Source organism: Agathobaculum desmolans ATCC 43058 (genome assembly GCF_000701665.1).
Classification (GTDB): Bacteria; Bacillota; Clostridia; order Oscillospirales; family Butyricicoccaceae; genus Agathobaculum; species Agathobaculum desmolans.
Genome location: NZ_JNJN01000011.1, coordinates 14368 through 32106, shown reverse-complemented (window position 1 = coordinate 32106; position 17739 = coordinate 14368). Strand labels below are relative to the sequence as shown.

Annotated in this window: 18 protein-coding genes; 13 read left to right on the top strand and 5 right to left on the bottom strand. The window is 57.1% G+C overall.

Features of this window, described 5'->3' with window-relative positions; translation table 11 throughout:
* The 4 genes from T363_RS0104810 to T363_RS0104795 all read left to right on the top strand — a co-directional run bounded on the left by T363_RS0104810 (position 1) and on the right by T363_RS0104795 (position 4948).
* On the top strand, positions 1-972 hold the full coding sequence (locus T363_RS0104810) for a sugar ABC transporter substrate-binding protein (RefSeq protein ID WP_031473763.1): 972 nt from the start codon (positions 1-3) through the stop codon (positions 970-972).
* A gap of 132 nt (positions 973-1104) precedes the next feature.
* Positions 1105-2688 (top strand): response regulator, encoded by a 1584-nt coding sequence (locus T363_RS0104805; protein ID WP_031473761.1) that lies wholly within the window; start codon positions 1105-1107, stop codon positions 2686-2688.
* A gap of 10 nt (positions 2689-2698) precedes the next feature.
* Positions 2699-3517, top strand: a complete 819-nt coding sequence (locus T363_RS0104800) for a sensor histidine kinase (protein ID WP_051643100.1) — start codon at positions 2699-2701, stop codon at positions 3515-3517.
* A gap of 6 nt (positions 3518-3523) precedes the next feature.
* Complete coding sequence (locus T363_RS0104795) at positions 3524-4948, top strand: hypothetical protein (RefSeq protein WP_031473757.1); 1425 nt, start codon at positions 3524-3526, stop codon at positions 4946-4948.
* 68 nt (positions 4949-5016) lie between these two features.
* On the opposite strand, the gene ychF is transcribed toward T363_RS0104795, so the two are convergent.
* Positions 5017-6120 carry a redox-regulated ATPase YchF gene (gene ychF / locus T363_RS0104790; protein WP_031473755.1) on the bottom strand — a complete coding sequence of 368 codons (1104 nt, stop codon included), beginning with the start codon at positions 6118-6120 and terminating at the stop codon, positions 5017-5019.
* 425 nt (positions 6121-6545) lie between these two features.
* Here ychF and T363_RS0104785 point away from each other — a divergent pair, with 425 nt between their 5' ends.
* The 6 genes from T363_RS0104785 (at position 6546) to T363_RS0104760 (ending at position 11901) form a co-directional block, all read left to right on the top strand.
* On the top strand, positions 6546-7256 hold the full coding sequence (locus T363_RS0104785) for an ABC transporter permease (protein WP_034971689.1): 711 nt from the start codon (positions 6546-6548) through the stop codon (positions 7254-7256).
* Positions 7256-8188, top strand: a complete 933-nt coding sequence (locus T363_RS0104780; protein ID WP_099092269.1) for a glycine betaine ABC transporter substrate-binding protein — start codon at positions 7256-7258, stop codon at positions 8186-8188. Before T363_RS0104785 ends, T363_RS0104780 begins: the two co-directional genes overlap by 1 nt.
* Positions 8189-8192: 4 nt before the next feature.
* Entirely contained in the window at positions 8193-8948 is a 756-nt protein-coding gene (locus tag T363_RS0104775) for an ABC transporter ATP-binding protein (protein ID WP_034971687.1), read from the top strand.
* Positions 8949-9063: 115 nt separating this feature from the next.
* Positions 9064-9966 (top strand): hypothetical protein, encoded by a 903-nt coding sequence (locus T363_RS0104770; protein ID WP_031473747.1) that lies wholly within the window; start codon positions 9064-9066, stop codon positions 9964-9966.
* 146 nt (positions 9967-10112) lie between these two features.
* On the top strand, positions 10113-11399 hold the full coding sequence (locus T363_RS15050; RefSeq protein WP_161645945.1) for a peptidoglycan DD-metalloendopeptidase family protein: 1287 nt from the start codon (positions 10113-10115) through the stop codon (positions 11397-11399).
* A 97-nt stretch (positions 11400-11496) separates the two neighbouring features.
* Positions 11497-11901 (top strand): DUF4186 domain-containing protein, encoded by a 405-nt coding sequence (locus T363_RS0104760; RefSeq protein ID WP_031473738.1) that lies wholly within the window; start codon positions 11497-11499, stop codon positions 11899-11901.
* Between the two features lie 127 nt (positions 11902-12028).
* Here T363_RS0104760 and T363_RS0104755 read toward each other — a convergent pair whose 3' ends face one another.
* A complete protein-coding gene (locus T363_RS0104755; protein WP_031473736.1) occupies positions 12029-12211 on the bottom strand; it encodes a hypothetical protein in 183 nt (60 codons plus the stop codon).
* A gap of 89 nt (positions 12212-12300) precedes the next feature.
* Between T363_RS0104755 and T363_RS15470 the strand changes: the two genes are divergently transcribed.
* The gene (locus T363_RS15470) at positions 12301-12525 is read left to right on the top strand and encodes a helix-turn-helix domain-containing protein (protein WP_031473734.1); all 225 of its coding nucleotides are present in this window, start codon (positions 12301-12303) and stop codon (positions 12523-12525) included.
* Between the two features lie 317 nt (positions 12526-12842).
* On the opposite strand, the gene T363_RS0104745 is transcribed toward T363_RS15470, so the two are convergent.
* Together T363_RS0104745 and iolG are read right to left on the bottom strand one after the other, a co-directional pair.
* Positions 12843-13631, bottom strand: coding sequence for a TIM barrel protein (locus tag T363_RS0104745; protein ID WP_031473733.1), 789 nt, complete (start codon positions 13629-13631; stop codon positions 12843-12845).
* Between the two features lie 98 nt (positions 13632-13729).
* On the bottom strand, positions 13730-14740 hold the full coding sequence (gene iolG, locus T363_RS0104740) for an inositol 2-dehydrogenase (RefSeq protein WP_034971705.1): 1011 nt from the start codon (positions 14738-14740) through the stop codon (positions 13730-13732).
* A 145-nt stretch (positions 14741-14885) separates the two neighbouring features.
* On the opposite strand from iolG, the gene T363_RS15980 reads away from it, so the two are divergent.
* Complete coding sequence (locus T363_RS15980) at positions 14886-15044, top strand: hypothetical protein (protein ID WP_154658740.1); 159 nt, start codon at positions 14886-14888, stop codon at positions 15042-15044.
* On the opposite strand, the gene T363_RS0104735 is transcribed toward T363_RS15980, so the two are convergent.
* Positions 15037-16044, bottom strand: a complete 1008-nt coding sequence (locus T363_RS0104735; protein WP_031473731.1) for a sugar ABC transporter substrate-binding protein — start codon at positions 16042-16044, stop codon at positions 15037-15039. The two genes, T363_RS15980 and T363_RS0104735, sit on opposite strands and share 8 nt — an antisense overlap.
* A 462-nt stretch (positions 16045-16506) precedes the next feature.
* Here T363_RS0104735 and T363_RS0104730 point away from each other — a divergent pair, with 462 nt between their 5' ends.
* The gene (locus tag T363_RS0104730; protein ID WP_242840230.1) at positions 16507-17565 is read left to right on the top strand and encodes a substrate-binding domain-containing protein; all 1059 of its coding nucleotides are present in this window, start codon (positions 16507-16509) and stop codon (positions 17563-17565) included.
* Positions 17566-17739: the final 174 nt, after the last annotated feature.

Here is a 17739-nt window from a genome sequence, read left to right as displayed (position 1 = left end):
ATGAGTAAGAAAAGATTTTTGGCTATGCTGATGGCCGGCGCGATGGCACTGACCATGACGGCATGCGGCAGCAAGCCGGCGGATGAGGGCGGTGCTGCCGACGGCGGCGACGATGCGTCGGCTGGCGGTGCGCACAAGATCGCGCTGATCGCTCAGCACCAGACCAATGCATTCCAGATCGCGATCGCTGAGGCGGCGGAAGCCAAGGCAAAGGAAATGGGCGTAGAGCTGACCATCCTGAGCGCAGATCAGGATGCGGCGACCCAGATCTCGCAGATCGAGCAGTGCGTCTCCGAAGGCTACGAGGCGATCCTGTTTGAGCCGGTCGATCCGGACGGCCTGCGTGACGCAGCCAAGAGCGCGGCTGACGCCGGTGTTGTGATGATCAACATCGTATCTGCCTGCACGGATTGGCAGAACTGCGGTATTTCCGCGGTTTCCTATGGCAACAACGTCAAGGCCGGTGAAACCGAGATGCAGCAGGTTGCTGAACTGCTCGGCGGCAAGGGCAATATCGCCATCCTGACCGGTCCGTCCGGCGACGCAGGCGGCCTGCAGCGCATGGAAGGCTATGAGAACGTGCTCAAGAACTACCCGGATATCAAGCAGGTGGTTGCTCCGGCAGACTGCCAGTGGGATACGGCACAGGCACAGGCTACCGTGGAGAGCTGGCTCTCTGCGTATGATCTGGACGCGATCGTTTGCCAGAACGACGGCATGGCGGTTGGCGCAGGCAACGCAGCCGGTGCAAACAGCGGCATCGTGATCGCGGGCGTTGACGGCACGCCGGACGGCTTTGAGGCCATCAAGGACGGCCGCATCACCGGTACGGTTTCGCAGAACGGCGCGGATATGGCTGCCAACGGCATCGAAGCGGCGGTAACGCTGCTCGACGGCGGCAAGCTCGAAACTACCGAGATCATCACCGACAATACCTGGATCGACGCGAACAATCTGGCGGATTACGAGTGATTTGATTCGTTTGCCGCGGCGGCAGCCGGTTGGCAAACCATCCGAAACATGTTATTATGAATAGGGGAAAAGGGAAAACGGTGACGTTTTCCCTTTTCTTATCCGGCATAACAGCCACCGGGGGTATGAAATATGGTAAAGGTCGTTTTAGCGGACGACGAAAATAAAATCATTCTGCTGATGCGCAAGCTGATCGACTGGGATAAGCTGGGCTACGAGATCGTCGGTACTGCAAACGACGGCCTGCGGGCGTTGGAGATGGTGCAGGAGCTGCAGCCGCAGCTGCTGATCACGGATATCCGTATGCCCGGCTGCGACGGGATCGACCTGATCCGCCGGGCCAAACAGGTGCAGCCGCGGCTGCACTGTATCGTGATCAGCGGATACCGCCAGTTTGAATATGCGCAGAATGCGATTAAATACGGTGTGGAGGATTATCTGCTCAAGCCGCTCAAACAGGAGGAATTGGAGGGCATTCTGCTGCGCCTCAAAGCCAAGCTGGGTGAGGAAGCGGCGGTAGAACTGGAATTGCAGCAGAGCGGTGAGCGGCGGCAAGAACAGATGCTCGCTGCACTGCGCCGGGCAGCGGACCGGCGACAGCCGTTTATGGATGCTGCGCAGGCAGAGGAACTGTTCGGCCTGCGGCTGGACGGGAATCAGTGCTTTGCGGCGCTGGTCAAACCGGATATGACCGACAGCAGGATGTATCCGGACGGATACCGGCTGCTGATGCAGCATACGCTGGAGATTGTCCGGCGCGAGGTGCAGGGGGTGACCGGACGGTATGCTGCTGCGGTGCAGCGGGAAGGTGTGGCGGTGGTGCTGAGTGTGCCATCCTATCAGCCGGTGGAGATCCGGCGGTGTTTTACCAAGATCCGTAAGGAGATCGAAAAGCAGCGCGACCTGTTCCGCGAGATCCGCAGCACCGTGTGTCTGGGAAGCCGCAGGACTTGTCCGGAACAGCTGGCGGATTCTTTGCGCGAGGCGCTTTGGCTGTGCCGAGACCGGCTCTGCCGCCCCCAGCCGTGGCGGGATGCGGAGAGTGAACCACCCGCATATGCCGTGCGGTTCCAGTTGGATGCCGCACGGAAAAAACGGATACAGGAGGCCGGGGAGTATCTGGATCGCGACCGCCTGCAGCAGGAGATCGAGGATAGCTGCCACGAGCTGCTGCAGCAGGAGCCGCTGAACGGACAGATGATTGAGGATTGGTTTCGTCAGGTGTTGGCGGCGGCAGTGTATGGTATGCAGCAAAACGGCCCCGTGGCGGAGGAGCTGGCCGGTCGGATGGAAGAGCAGTTTTGGCGGTGCGGCAGCCCGCAGGATATCCTGCATCTGCTGCGGGACGATATCCTGAAGCAGGCTGGGCAGCTGTTGGAGGAGCAGTCCCGGCGGGAGGCGCGGCCGATCCTGGAAGCCAAGCGGTATATGCAGCAGCATTATCAGGAAGCGCTCCGCTTGGAGGATGTAAGCAGTGCGGTGGGGTTTAACGCTACCTATTTTTCCGCGTTGTTCAAAAAAGAAACCGGTCAAAACTTTATGGATTATTTAACCGAGCTGCGGATCAATAAATCCAAGGAGCTGCTGTGCCGCGATGCGCTTTCCGTGCAGGATGTGGCAGAGCGGGTCGGTTATCGGGATTTGAAATATTTTTCCCGGCTGTTCAAGAAGAACACAGGGGTAAGCCCTTCGGATTATAAAAAGCTGTACAGGTAGGTGGTGTACCATGTGGCTGAAAACCTGCTGGAAGCTGCGGCGGCTGATGCGCCGTTACCGCAGTGATAAAAACCCGGAGGCGGTTCTGCAGGCGGACTGGAGCGCGCAATCCGAGCTGCAGGCGTTTTTTGCCGATCTGGAAGAGCGCCTGCACGGGGAGGAGATCACCCGCCTGCAGCAAAAGCAGGCAGAATATCTGGCGCTGCAAAACCAGATCAATCCGCATTTTTTGTATAATGCGCTGGAAGCTATCCGGGCGGATGCACTTCTGGCCGATCAGGAAGAAATTGCCGAGACGACCGAGGCGCTGGCGACCTTTTTCCGCTATACGATTTCAAATGTGCAGGAATATGTGACGTTTTCCGATGAGCTGGATAATGCGGAAAACTATTTTACCATCCAGCGCTGTCGGTTTGGCGATAAGCTGACCATGGAATTGGAAATGGAAAACGAGGAGCTGCTCGAGGCACGCATGCCCAAACTGATTTTGCAGCCGCTGGTGGAAAATGCGGTAATACATGGGCTGGAAGGACGGATCGGGCAGGGCACGGTGCGGGTCATTGTGGAAAACAGCGACCGTACCCTGTTTCTGCGTGTGCGGGATAACGGAATGGGCATTCCGGAGGAACAGGTTGCACAGCTGAACGCACAGTTTTCCGGCGAGACCGGCGCGGCGCCTCTGCATTCGCACGGCGGCATCGCGCTGCGCAATGTCAACAGCCGTATCCGTTTGATGTTCGGGGAAGATTACGGCCTGCACATTTTCAGTGCGGTGGGGGTTGGCACGGAATGCTGTGTTACCATGCCGTTGCTAACGCAGGAGGAGTGACGGAGTATGAAAGAAGAACTCATCCGGGTGGAAAACGGCCGGTTTCAAAATAACGGCAGCGAGTGCCGCTTTGAGCTTTCGATCTCGCGCGGCGAATGCATCGGCGTTTATGTGGATGAGCATCTTACATCGGGTACCGCGTATCTGGATATTTTCAAAGGGATTTCGCATGTGACCGGCGGACGAATATTTGTATGTGGGCAGCGCGCCGGTTCGATCGAGATGACGCATTGGATCGAACAGCACTGCATGGTTGCGGATCGATCGCGTTTTGTCTCCAAGGAGCTGATCGCGTGGGATTTTGTTATGGCACTCGGCAAACCGCTTCCCTGGCGGCAGCGGCGGCAGGCGGAGATGCGGCTTCGTGCGCCGGAAACCACGCGGATGCTGCAGCAGATGGAGTTGAGTATTCCCTGGCAGGCCAAGCTGACCGGGCTCTCCTTGCTGGATTATTACCGGCTGGCGGTGTTCCGCGCATGGTTTTGCGGCATGGAGCTGCTGGTGCTTGACCGGTTTACCGAAATCCTGCGCCGCCGTGATCTGGATCGGCTGATGCACTGCGTGCAGCTATTGCTCGGACAGGGGACGGCGGTGCTGCTGTGTGACATGAGTGAGGAGTTTCTTTATCGGTATGCCGGACGGATCGATGTGATCCGGGATCGCTGCACCTGTTACCGCCTTTATCCGGATGAATATGACGGCCGTCTGTTCGAGATCCTCGGCTGGGAGCACCGCCGCAGCGGTGCGGAACGCCCGGCCGTCCCGTGCGATGAGCGGGTCGTGGTGGATGCGGCGGGACTGACCTTTCCGGGGCTGCCTCCGCTGACATTTCAGATCCGCAGCGGGGAGATCGCGCTGCTGCGGGATGAAAACTACAACACGGTTTCCCGCATACGGGATTGCTTTTTGGACGGACAGAGTTGGGTGCGTGGCGTATTTCGTTTGGATGGGAAGGCCTATGCCTACCGGGATCTGATGCGGCTGACCGGTACTCGCATCGGCATCCAGATCGAGCGGCCCGACCGTCCGTATGGGGTGTTGTTTGATGACTTGACCGCGCTGGATAATCTGTGTATTGGGCTGCTGCCCAAGGCAGGGCAGCACATTGTGCGCCGGCGGGTCACGGAGACGATTTTACAGGAGGCATCGCATTGGTTCAGCCGGGAAATGCTGCAGTGTCCGCTGTCGGCGTGGACACTGCCGGAGCGGCTGCGCTTTTCTTATTACAAGTGGTACCTGCTCAATCCGCGGCTGCTGATCTGTTTTTTTCCGTTTGCAGGGCAGGAATCCGCTTATCATGATATGATTATCGATATGCTGGTCACCTGTGCTCGCCGCGGGATGGCGGTTTGGGTGATTTCCTCTGGTATTGATGGGATATGTGAGAAAACCGAGAATCAGGAGTTTTTGCAGCGTCTGCGCATGCTGTGAGCGAAAAAATGCAAAAAAGCTGCCGCAGAATGTGTATTCATTCTGCGGCAGCTTCTTTTTGGAACGGTTTATACGTTAAAACGGAACAGTACGACGTCGCCGTCCTGCATGACGTATTCTTTGCCTTCCGAGCGTACAAGACCCTTTTCGCGGGCGGCAGCCAGTGAGCCAAGCTCGATCAGATCGTGGTAGCTGATGACCTCGGCACGGATGAAGCCGCGCTCAAAATCGGTGTGGATTTTACCGGCGGCCTGCGGCGCCTTGGTGCCCTTTTCGATCGTCCATGCGCGGACTTCCTGCTCACCGGCGGTCAGATAGCTCATCAGGCCGAGCAGGTCGTAGCACACGCGGATCAGGCGGTCGAGACCGGATTCATGCAGTCCCAGCTCGGAAAGGAACATCTCCTTTTCTTCTGCGTCCATCCCGGCGATGTCTTCTTCCAGTTTGGCGCAGATGGGCAGCACCATTGCGCCTTCCGCGTCCGCAATGGCCTGCACCGCAGTAAGGCGGGCATTCTCGGCGGCATCTCCGGTGAAACCGGCTTCGTCCATATTGGCGGCGTAGATCACCTTTTTGGCAGAAAGCAGGTCGCTTTCTCCGATGACGCGGTCAACATCCTCGTCCTCGCCGAAGCCTTCGAAGGTGCGGGCGGTTTTGCCTTCCTCCAGATGCGCTTTGAGGGATTCGAGGATCTCGACATCAAGATTCAGCTTTTTATCTGCCTTGGCCGCCTTGCGGGTACGCTCGATGCGGCGTTCCAGATGTTCGATATCCGCAAGGATCAGCTCGAGGTTAATGGTTTCGATATCGCGCGCGGGATCGACCGAGCCTTCTACGTGCACGATGTTTTCATTCTCAAAGCAGCGCACCACATGAACGATCGCATCCACTTCGCGGATGTGGGACAGGAACTTGTTGCCAAGTCCTTCCCCCTTGGAGGCGCCGCGCACCAGCCCGGCGATATCGACAAACTCCACCACTGCCGGGGTGGTCTTTTTGGCGTGATACAGATCGGTCAGCGGCTGCAGGCGTTCATCCGGAACTGCTACCATGCCGACATTTGGGTCGATCGTGCAGAAGGGGTAATTGGCGCTTTCTGCACCGGCTTGTGTGATCGCGTTGAACAAAGTGGACTTGCCCACATTGGGCAGGCCGACGATACCGAGTTTCATATGTCTTAACTCTCCTTTATTTACTGGGGATGGGTGGTATCCCCTAATGGGTTTACAGGGTGGGATATAGCTGCGCGTGCAGTCTTTCCGGCAGGAAAGGTTGCAATACAGTATTTTTTATTATAACACAATGTATTTGCTTCCTCAATAGCCAGCGATGCGGGACTGCGAAGTTCCGGTAAAATATTTTGTCTGTGTCGGCAGGGACGGGCTGCTGCATTGGATGGATAAAATGCAGAAATTGGAAGGTGGAGCAAAAAATTGATATAATAGTGAAAAAGTGTACTTTTCAAAAGTGGGAAATGATGTTACTATAAAGCCAGCAGTGCAAGCGAGGAGGAAAAATTTGTGAATCATATATACAGTGCGTATGCAGCACAGCTCCGTCATCAAAGAGCTGCATACGCCGGAATAGAAGATGGCCGGTGCAAATCCGGACAACAGATGATCGATCGTATTGCAGCGGACGTGCGCTGCCGGCATCGGTAAGCGCCATGGAATTGCTGCAAGATATTTTTACCCTGTATGTGGAGCGGGCAGACTGGTTTGCGGAGCTGCTGGCGGCACACATGGGGCTGGCACTGACGGCGATCGGTTTGGCTGGTGTCTTGGGGCTGCTTATCGGCATCGGCATTGCCCAGTATCCCCGGATCGCGCCGCCGGTGATGGGGGTGTGCAATGTGCTGTACACGATCCCTGCGATCTCCCTGCTGGGTATTCTGATCCCGTTCAGCGGGGTCGGAAATGAAACCGCGGTGATCGCGCTGACGATTTACGGCATCATGCCCATGGTGCGCAACACATATGTGGGGCTGACAACGCTGGATCCGGATATTCTGGAGGCGGCGGAGGGGATGGGCAGCACCCGTCTCCAGTCGCTGCTGCGGGTCAAGCTGCCGATGGCAGCCGGGGTGATTCTGGCAGGCGTGCGGAATATGGTGGTGATGACCATATCGGTGGCCGGCATCGCGTCGTTTGTCGGCGCCGGGGGATTGGGCGTTGCCATCTACCGCGGCATCACGATTTATAACCCTGCGATGACGGCGGCAGGTAGTATTCTGATTGCCCTGCTGGCTATTTTATGCGATCTGGCGTTGGGTGCGCTGGAACGCTACTTCAAACAGAAAGGAACCTGATGATGAAAAAGAATGGAAAACGACTGCTTACTGCCGGACTGCTGCTGGCGCTTGCGGTTTCGCTGACAGCCTGCGGCGGGAACAATGCGGCGGCTGATGCCGGCGCACGGCCGGTGCGTATCGCCACCAAACCCATGACCGAGCAGTATATCCTCGGTGAAATGCTGGGGCTGCTGATCGAACAGGCTGGGTATGAGGTGGAGATCACCAAGGGCGTGGGCGGCGGTACCAGCAATATCCATCCCGCGATGGAAAGCGGCTCGTTTGATCTGTACCCGGAATATACTTCGAGCGGTTGGGTGATGGTGCTTGACCATCCGGCCGGGGAGATAGCGGATGACGAGATGTTTGCGCAGCTTCGAAAAGAATATCAGGAAAAATTTGATATGGATTGGCTGGGTCTGTACGGCTTTAACAACACCTATACCGTAGCTGTGCGCGGCGACACTGCGAAGCAGTACAATTTGCAGAACACCAGTGATCTGGCGGCGGCAGCCGGCAGCCTGACCTTTGGCGGCAACCCCGATTATATCGAGCGGGCGGACGGCTTTGGCGCACTGTGTGACACCTACGGCCTGCAATTTCAAAACGTGATGGATATTGACATCGGCTTAAAATATCAGGCGCTGGCTGGCGGCGAGATCGACGTGACCAATGCGTACACGACCGACGCCCAGCTTGCCAATCCGGAGACCGATTTGGTGACGCTGGCGGATGACAAGCACCTGCAGGTGAATTATTTCTGCTCGACCGTGGTGCGGCGGCAGGCGCTGGAGGAATTTCCCGGTTTGGAAGAGGCGCTGATGCAGATGGACGGGCTGCTTTCCGAGAAGGAAATGGCATCCCTTAACTATCAGGTCGAGGTGGAAGGCGTGGACGAGCAGAAGGCAGCCCGTGATTTCCTGATCGGGAAGGGCTTGCTGGAGGGGTAAGGCGATGGAGCCTATCATTTGCTTTGAGCATGTATTCAAATCCTTTGGCGGGCAGGCTGTGCTGCAGGATTTTTCGCTTGAAATCCAATCCGGCACATTTTTGACGGTGATCGGCCGCTCGGGCTGCGGCAAAACGACCGCGCTGAAGATGGTCAACGGCCTGACCCGTGCGGACAGCGGACGGGTGCTTGTGCAGGGGAAGGATGTTGCGCAGGCGGATCCGGTTGCCCTGCGGCGGCGGATCGGCTATGTCATCCAAAGCGTAGGGCTGTTTCCGCACATGACGGTGGAAAAGAATGTTGCCTATGTACCTTCGATCGCCGGGATGGACGGGTGGAAAGGACAGGCGCGCCGGGAAAAAACAGCTGCGCTGCTGCGGCAGGTCGGGCTGGACCCGGCGCTGGCCGGACGGTTTCCGAGCACGCTTTCCGGCGGACAGCGGCAGCGGGTGGGTATTGCCCGGGCGCTGGCTGCCGGTCCGGAGATTCTGCTGATGGATGAGCCGTTTGGTGCAGTGGATGAGATTACTCGTGCGCAGCTGCAGGAGGAAATGCAGCGCATCCATCGGGAAAGCGGGATCACGATCCTGTTTGTCACGCATGATATCGGGGAAGCACTGAAGCTGGGCACCCGTGTGCTCGTGATGGATCAGGGGCAAGTGCAGCAGTGCGATACACCGGAGGAGCTGGTGCGGCATCCGGCTACGGCGTTTGTGGAAGCGCTGGTGGAGCCGCAGCGGCGGCTCAAATATTATGGCTGACACGGCGGCGGGCTTGTGTATGCGGAATCCGCGGCTTTCGCTGGCATTTTGCCCTGCTTTACGGTATACTAAGGATAATGTCTGATTTCAAATTGTTTGTGGAGGAGAAGTTGCTATGCCTTCATTTGCTACCCATCATATTTTTGCGGCAACGGTACAGCGTGTAACGGGGGATACGGTGACGCATATTGCCGAAATGTCTTCTGCGGCGTACCGTTGGGGCGCACAGGGGCCGGATCCGCTTACCTTGTACCATATGCCATTTCCCAGCCCGGTGCGGCGGCTGGCAAAACGTATGTATACCGAACCGCCCGCACCGCTGTTTGAAGCACTGTGTGAAGCTGCGGTGCAGGAGCATAATACGGCGGCGCTCGCCTATGTGTTCGGGTTTTGTACGCATTATGCGCTGGATCGGGTAACGCATGCCTTTATCTGTGCGCAGGCTGACCGGCTTACGCCTTATCTGCCGGGATACGCGGCGGCGGTGCGCCGTGCACAGGTAGAAAGTGATATTGACAGTGTGATGATCGCGGGTTATATCGCGGCCGCTCCGGCGGATTTTGAAGCATACCGGCTGCTGGATCCGAACGCACCGGAGTGCACGGTGCTGGCGCGGGTCATGGCTCGCGCTGCGCGGACGGTGTACGGCGTGCGGCTGTCCCCTGCGGCGGTATACCATGCGCTGCACGATATGCGGCGGGTGCTGCATCTGGCGCACAACGGCAGCCATGCGAAGGGGCATTTGCAGCGCTTTGAGCGCATGGTCGGCAAGGCAGGATTGGCTTCCTCACTCATCCGCCCTGCACAGCCGCATGCGGCGGATTGTGCGAACCGGGCGCGCCGCCCGTGGCTGTCGGATGGGGTCGAACGGACCGAGTCTTTTGGCGATCTGTTCGACGCGGCGGTGCCGCTTGCGGTTTCGCTGCAGCGCGCGGTTCTGGAACGGTATTATCAGCAAAAACCGCTTGATCTGCGCTTTTTCCCCACAGATTTTACCGGCGCACCGGTAAAAAATTAAATATTTGCCACACGGCCGACAGGTTTCGTATGACTTCGCCCTCCTGCGTGAGTAAGCTATCCAGTGTTACCGAAATGTAACCTTTGGATCACGAAAGGAGGGAATGGAAGGGGCGTGCCCCTTCCGTCACCGATATGCGAAACCTGTTGGCTTTTTTCTTTGGCCTTTGCTCCGGACTGCTGTATGCGCTGGTGCAGGCTGTTCTGATGCTCGACCGGGCGATCACCCGCCTGTGTACGCTGCCGGTTTGGGGGCTGCTGCGCAGTGGGTGCACTGCAGTGGGACGCCGGCGCGCTCTGTGCGCACTGGCGGTATTTGTGCCGCTGTTTTTGCTGCCGGGGCTGCTGTTTATGCAGCGGGGGACGCTGGTTTTGGCGGATGGCCGTCCGCTGGGGCTGGTGGAGCAGACAGAGATGCTGGATGCCGCGGTGCAGGAGCTGGAGGCAAGCGCCACCGCGTTATCCGGCACGCAGTATACGCTGCCGGTCGTACTGCAAACGCGGCCGATGCGTGCGCCCGCTGCGCAGTTTTTGAGCGGTGAGGAGCTGCGCCGCGATCTGATGGAGGCAAGCGGTGAGCTGGATACGCTGGCGGTCATTTCCGTAAACGGGGAACGGGCCGGGGTATGCCGCACGGCGGAGGAAGCGCAGACCCTGCTTGACCGTATCAAGGCGCAGTACACCACAGCGACTGATGAAAATGCGGAATTTTTGCAGCCGGTGCGGGTAGATCGTGTGGTGGCACAGACCGCGCTGGCTTCGGATTTAGGGACGCTTTATCAATCGCTTGCGCCGCAGCTGGATGTGACGGCGATACGGTCGGTCACGTATAACGAGGAGATCCCGTTTGAAACGGTTACGCGGGAGAATGACGAGCGGGATCAGACTTACCGGGCGACTTTGCAGGAGGGCTGCGCAGGAGAGGCGGTTGTTACCGCGGAGATCCGGACAGTGGACGGGGAGGAGCACGGACGCACGATCGTAGCGCGCACCGTGCTGAGCAATGCAACCGATGAGATCGTTGAGGTCGGCACGAAAAATGTCGGCATCGGCACGGGCAGTTTTCTGGTGCCGATGAGCAGCTATACCTTTACCTCGGGCTTCAAATGGCGTTGGGGACGGCTGCACAGCGGGGTCGATCTGGCGGCGGGAGAGGGGACGCCGGTGTATGCGGCGGATCACGGTAAAGTGATCGTGGCGGAGGATTCCGGCAACGGATATGGCAAATATATCATTCTGGATCACCGCAATGGCTATAAAACGTTGTATGGACACAATTCTGAGCTGCTGGTGTCGGTGGGAGATGTGGTTGCCAAGGGGGATCGGATCGCGCTGTCCGGCAACACGGGCAATTCCACCGGACCTCATCTGCATTTCGAGATCCATGTCAATGATGAAAAAGTCGATCCGCAGCAGTATATTACGCTTGTGTAAACAGGACGGGCTGTCCGGATGCGATACGGTGTTTTCGCCTTGCATTTGCTGCTCTGCCGCGGTATGATAAGAAAAAACAGCAGGGAGGACAGCAGATATGGATCAGGCGGAACGGCAGCAGGCGTATGTCCGCATTTTGACGCGTCTGGCGCGCTCTTCTTTCCGCAGCCGGTTTCATCTGAGCCTGCGGGAGCGGCAGTATATCTGCGATAAGGGCTGGGATACCATCCGCAGCCATGCAGCGGATTTCGTGCGGCTGCGTCTGGCGCCGGCGGCGCCGCCGCAGGACGGCAAGCAGACGCCGATGCGCGGGCATCCGGTATTTGTGGCGCAGCATGCCACAGCGCTGTGCTGCCGGGGCTGCATGGAAAAGTGGCATCATATCCCGGCGGGACGGGCGCTGACCCCGGGGGAACAGCGCGCGGCAGTCGGCTTGCTGCTGTATTGGCTGCGGCGCGAGATGGGGCTGCCGGCAGAGAGCGCCGGACGGCAGGCAAAATAAAAGGTAGGATATCCGGTATCTTCCTTGCGAGAAGTGAAAACCGTCAGGCAAAGGCCTGACGGTTTGTGCATTTGTGCTGCTGCGCGAGGGATGCAGCCTGTTAACAGAATACGTCTGCGGCGGTTTGTCACTCGGGTGCCGGATCGCCGGGCGCTTCATCTGCGTGTTCCGGCAGCGGGACGATCCGCAGTGCGGACTCCGGTGCATTGATGTACAGCTCTTCACATGCGCGCTGTGCTTGGATCAGCGTATTGACGGCCTGTTCGGTCGCGCGAAACAGCGTCAGGTACATTTCTTTATAATCCGGCATAAAATCACCTCTTTGTTTAGCTTAGAACAATTTATTCAAAAAGTCAATGGAACAAATTGTTCTGACATATACTGCAATTGGTGATTGAAATGGAGCGGTATCAGCGAATCCGGGATTTACGGGAAGATCGCGATCTCACACAGGCGCAGGTTGGCGCAGAAATTGGTGTGTCGCAGCGGACATACGCATATTATGAAAGTGGACAGCGTATGATTCCGCCGCATATTTTGTGTGCTTTAGCAGATTTCTATGATGTGAGCGTTGATTATCTGTTGAACCGTACTGATAGATACGAGTCAGTCGAACAAATATGAATCTTAGAATGCGGGACTTGCGCGAAGATACCGATTGGACGCAAAAACAGATTGCCGAAATGCTTTTGTGCGATCAATCGCTTTATTCTAAATAGGAACGAGGAGAACGTATCCTGTCGCTGGATTTGGCGGTGAAATTGGCTGACTATTATCAGGTAACGTTTGGATGATCTTGTCGGACGCACCGACAAGCGAAAGTAAATTATAACAAAGCGGTATGGCGTGTTCCGGACCGCTTTGTTACAAGCAAAAAAGTCAGGCTTTGTGCCTGACTTTTTGCTTTGAGAGAGAAAGCTTCCCGTAGGGATCTGTTTTTATCAGCAGTGCGTCATGATCGCCTGCACCGCGGTTTTGGTATCCGTGGAGGGGAACAGCTCGTAGCCAACGCGGCCGGTGTAGCCGCAAGCCTCCAGATGACGGATGACCTTGGTGTAGTTGATCTCGCCCGTGCCCGGCTCGTGGCGGCCGGGGGCATCCGCTACGTGGATATGGCCGAAACAGTCTGCATAGTTGGTGATCGTATCGCAGATGCAGCCCTCGTTGATCTGCATGTGGTATACATCGTACAGCAGCTTGAGCCGCGGCGAGCCGATCAGACGGACGATTTCCGCACCCATCTGCGTGGTGGCAAGGAAGTTGCCAACGTGGTCGGTCGTGATGTTGAGCGCCTCCAGATTAAGGTTGATCTCTTCCGCTTCTGCAAGCTTCGCGCATTCGAGCAGCATATCGTACATCGAGCACAGCTTGACCGTGTGGGAAAGATTGTCGTAATGGTCAACCACAATGCCGCCTTCGCCCAATGCGTTGGAGTGGATGGTCACGCTGGACGCGCCCACCTTTTTCGCCGCAGCGATCGACTGCTTCAGATAGTCGATATACTTTTCCTTGTGGGTCGGATCGACCAGCGAGTAGTCCGCATCGCCGTTAAAGCCGGAAATTGCAATGCCGGCCTTTTCGGCTGCTGCGCGGGTCGCATCCAGATCACGGATGCGCCAGTCCCAGAATTCGACGGCTTCAAAGCCATCGTCCTTTGCCGCCTGAAAGCGGTCGAGCCAGTCCAGCTCGGTGTACAGGGTGTCGATGCATGCGCATTTTCTCAGTGCCATAATTTGATTACCTCCAGACGGAACGTAGGGATGGATGATTTGATTTCAGCATACACCCTGACGGGCTGTGGGAGCAACCCATCAGAATGCACAAATTTTTACTCAATTTCGGAGATCTTGACCGGGCGGCCTTCCTTGAGGGACTTGGTTGCCGCAGCTGCCATCAGCACGGGATACAGGCCGTCCTCACCGGTGACCGGGGTTTCCTTGTTGTTGACAACAGCGTCGGCAAATGCCTGCATTTCCGCAACAAATGCGCCGGTGTAGCGATCCCACATAACCTTGTAGGCCACACCGTGCACAGCGCCGTCCGCCGTGGAGAGAACTGCGGTGTTCGGGGTATCGTTCTGATCCTCTGCGCAGCCTTCCGAGCCAAAGACCTCTACGCGCTGGTCGTAGCCGTAAACCGCCTTGCGGCTGTTGTCGATCACGCCGATCGCGCCGTTTTCAAACTTGAGGGTGACCAGTGCGGTGTCCACATCACCGGCTTCGCCGATGCCGGGATCGACCAGCACCGAACCGATGGCATTGACTTCGGTAACCTCGCTGCCGGCAAGGAAACGTGCCATATCGAAATCGTGGATCATCATATCATAGAAGATGCCGCCGGAAACCTTGACGTAGGATACCGGGGGCGGCTCCGGGTCGCGGGAGGAGATTTTGATGATGTTCACCTTGCCTACCTTGCCGCCGCGCACCATATCGTAAACTGCGCGGTGGTTATGGTCAAAGCGGCGGCAGAAGCCGATCTGCAGTTTGACACCGGCTTCCTTGGCAGCGTTGATCGCCTCGTGCACCTTAGCCAGATCGTAATCAATGGGCTTTTCGCAGAAGATGTGCTTGCCTGCGTGCGCTGCCTCGATGATGTATTTGGAGTGGGTGTCGGTCGAGGAACAGATGAGAACAGCCTCGATCTCAGGATCGTTCAGGATGTCGTTTGCGTCCTTGGTGCAGTTCGGAATGCCGCACTGCTTGGCAAACGCCTCGGTCTGTTCGTTCATGAACGGATCGGCGATGGTCTTGATCTCCATCTCGGGTACGAACATGGAAATGTTCTTGGCGTGTACTTTGCCGATGCGGCCCGCACCGATAATACCAACTTTCATAATACTGTCTCCTTTTTGCCGGCTTATGTGGCCGGACTTGCTCACTGGGTGTTGCTCCCGCCTGCGTTTTGGATATAGAACGGGCGTCCGCCGCGGGAGTCTGGCGGGCGCCCGTTGCTTGGGGTTAGGGGTTGCTTAAGAGAGGTTTGTGAGAAAGAGTAGTTGTGAACCGGCTTTGCCGTCTGCACGGGCAGCAGAGCCGGTGCTGTCCCGCCGCTGTGTTTGGAGCCGCAGCGGCAGGGCATATGTCTGCCGTTATGTTTGGAGCCATAACGGCGGGCTGACAGAAAACGGGATGCTTACTTGAGGTAACCGGACATGCGCTCGATGCGCTCGTTGGCATTGTCCTTGGTTACGATCTCTGTGCCGGTATCGACAAAGTCCTTCGGCTCGCCGCCCTGCAGTACGCGGACCATTTCCTCTACGGCCTTGTAGCCGATATCGTAGTTGTTTTGTGCGGCGCTCATGGTCAGCTCGCCGTTGGCAATGGCTTCGCAGGCGGAAAGCTGGCCGTCAAAGCCGAGGAAGATGGTGTTGGCGTAAGCCGGGTTCTTTTTTGCGGTGCTGGCAGCAGCGATCGCCATATCATCGTTGTTTGAGCAGATGATGGCAACGCCGTCCGGGAATTTGCCCATAATACCTTCCATTGCAGTTACGGCAAGGTCGGCCGTGGCGTTTGCATACTGTACTTCGTTATCAAGGAATTCGCCGCCCGCTTCGTTGATGCCTTCGCGGTAGCCGTCCATGCGGGCCGTGTTGGTGGCGTCGCCCTGTACGCCGGCGATCTCAATGCACTGGATCTTTTCCCAGCCGGCAGCCTTGGCGGCTTCAACAGCGGCCTTAGCGCCCTGCTTGGCGGCTTCCTTGTTGCCGGTGCCGATGAAGGACAGGCACTTGTCGGATTCGATGCGGGTGTCGAACGCCATAACCGGCTTATCGGTGTTGGCGATCTGGTTGGCAACCGCGTCGGACTGCAGCGGAGCGATCAGGTAACCGTCGAACTCAGCGGTGCCGAGGTCGGTCTGGATCATGTTGAGCTGCTCTTCATACGAAGTCTCGGACGGAGGCCCCTTGATGGACAGCTTGACAAGATCCGGATGCTCCTTCTCGTAGGCTTCTGCGCCGGCCTGGATGAGGCGCCAGAACTCGGAGGAGTTGGTTTTCAGGATCATGCTGACCTGGAAGGGATCGCTGCCCTCGCCGCCGGCCTGCGGATCGCCCTCGGGCGCGGTGTCGCTGCTGCAGGCGGTCAAGCTCAGGGCCAGCGAACCGGCCAGAAGTGCTGCTAACAGGTTCTTCTTTTTCATGTCTGACTTCCTTTCTTCTTCTCTCCATAATGTGTGTTTCAGTGCTCTGTGCACTTTATGTGCTTATTATAGTTTTTCTGTGTGATAATGTCAATCCCGGTGGCGGATATTTTCTGGATCATCAATAGAGAAATGGAGACGAAGAAGGTTATTAAGCGAAACAAATGTTAGTAAAAATGGATAATATGAGGATAAATACTCGAAAAAATGGTATAAAAGTGATGAATACAAGATTTTGCCCATGCGTTTAGGCAGGGTTCACAATCGTTTTGCGGATACATAGATGGAAAATCGTATTTAATTGCTGCATATGGGATGGATTTATGTGGTTTAGAATGAAAACTGCAACGGATACGCGGCGGGAGAAATGATATGTGCAAAAGCACATATAAAGCACGGAATGAATTTTAACACACAAAGCACACAATCTGTGTTATACTATAACAAGCAATAAGCAGGCAGGTGATTGTTTTGAGTAAACGTCCTACCATACAGGATGTGGCGGAGCGGGCCGGTGTTTCCCGCGGCACGGTAGACCGGGTGCTGAACAACCGGTCTTATGTACGGGATGAGGTGCGCGAGAGGGTGATGGCAGCAATCCGCGAAACCGGTTATCTATCCCCGCGGGAGGCGCACCGCCGCATGGATGCGGGCAGACCGCTGCCGCTGGCGCCGGTTAAGCTGGGCGTTTTGCTGCCGAACTGGGGCGGACCGTTCCACGCAGAGGTCTCCCGCGGGATTCAGTCTGCGCGCGCTGCGCTGGCAGAACGCCATGCGGAGATCCGCGTATGTATGTGTGAGACCGATCTGCCGGTCGAGGCGATCGAGCTGCTGGACGAGCTGCTTGGATGGGGCGCACAGGGGATCGCCCTGTGTGCGCTGGAGGATGTTTCGATAGAGGCCAAGGTCAACGAGCTGGCAGAGCAGGGGATCCCCTGCATCACATTCAACTCGGATCTGCCGAACAGCCGGCGGCTGTGCTTTATCGGGCAGGATTATGCCAAAAGCGGGCGGATTGCAGCGGAGCTGCTCAGTAAATGCATTCCGGCGGATGCACAGGTGCTTGCGATGGCGGGCAATCTGGAATATAACGGGCACCGCACCCGTTTGGATGGTTTTTGCCGCCATATGGCAGCAAAGGGATTTGCAGCTTCACAGATTGAAGTGATCGAAACCTATAATAACTATCGCCTGACCTTTAACCGCGTGACCGAGGCGATCCGCACGATGCCGGGGCTGCGGGCGATCTATATGGCAAACCGCAGCGTGACCGGCTGCGTGGATGCCGTGCGGGCTGCAGGCATGACCGGCCGCCTGCGCATTATTGCGCATGATATGTCCGAGCGGCGCCGGCAGATGCTGCGAGAGGGATCGCTTGACCTGACCGTGACGCAGGATCTGTACCGGCAGGGATACCAGCCGCTGACGCTGCTGTGTGATCTGCTGCAGCAGGGACGCTCGCCAGAAAGTGATTTGATCAGCACGGATATTTCAATCGTCTGTGCGCAGAATACGGATTGAACCGGCGGCATATCAGCCGGACAGAACAGGCCCTTCCGGGTGGATTTGACCGATCCCGGAGGGGCCTGTTTTGATATGGAGGCAAGAAGAAAAAACACGCAGCCGCCTGCCGCTGCATAGCATGAAGCAGCCGCCCGCCCATTTTGCGGCGCGCGGCAATCATCAGAAACACCA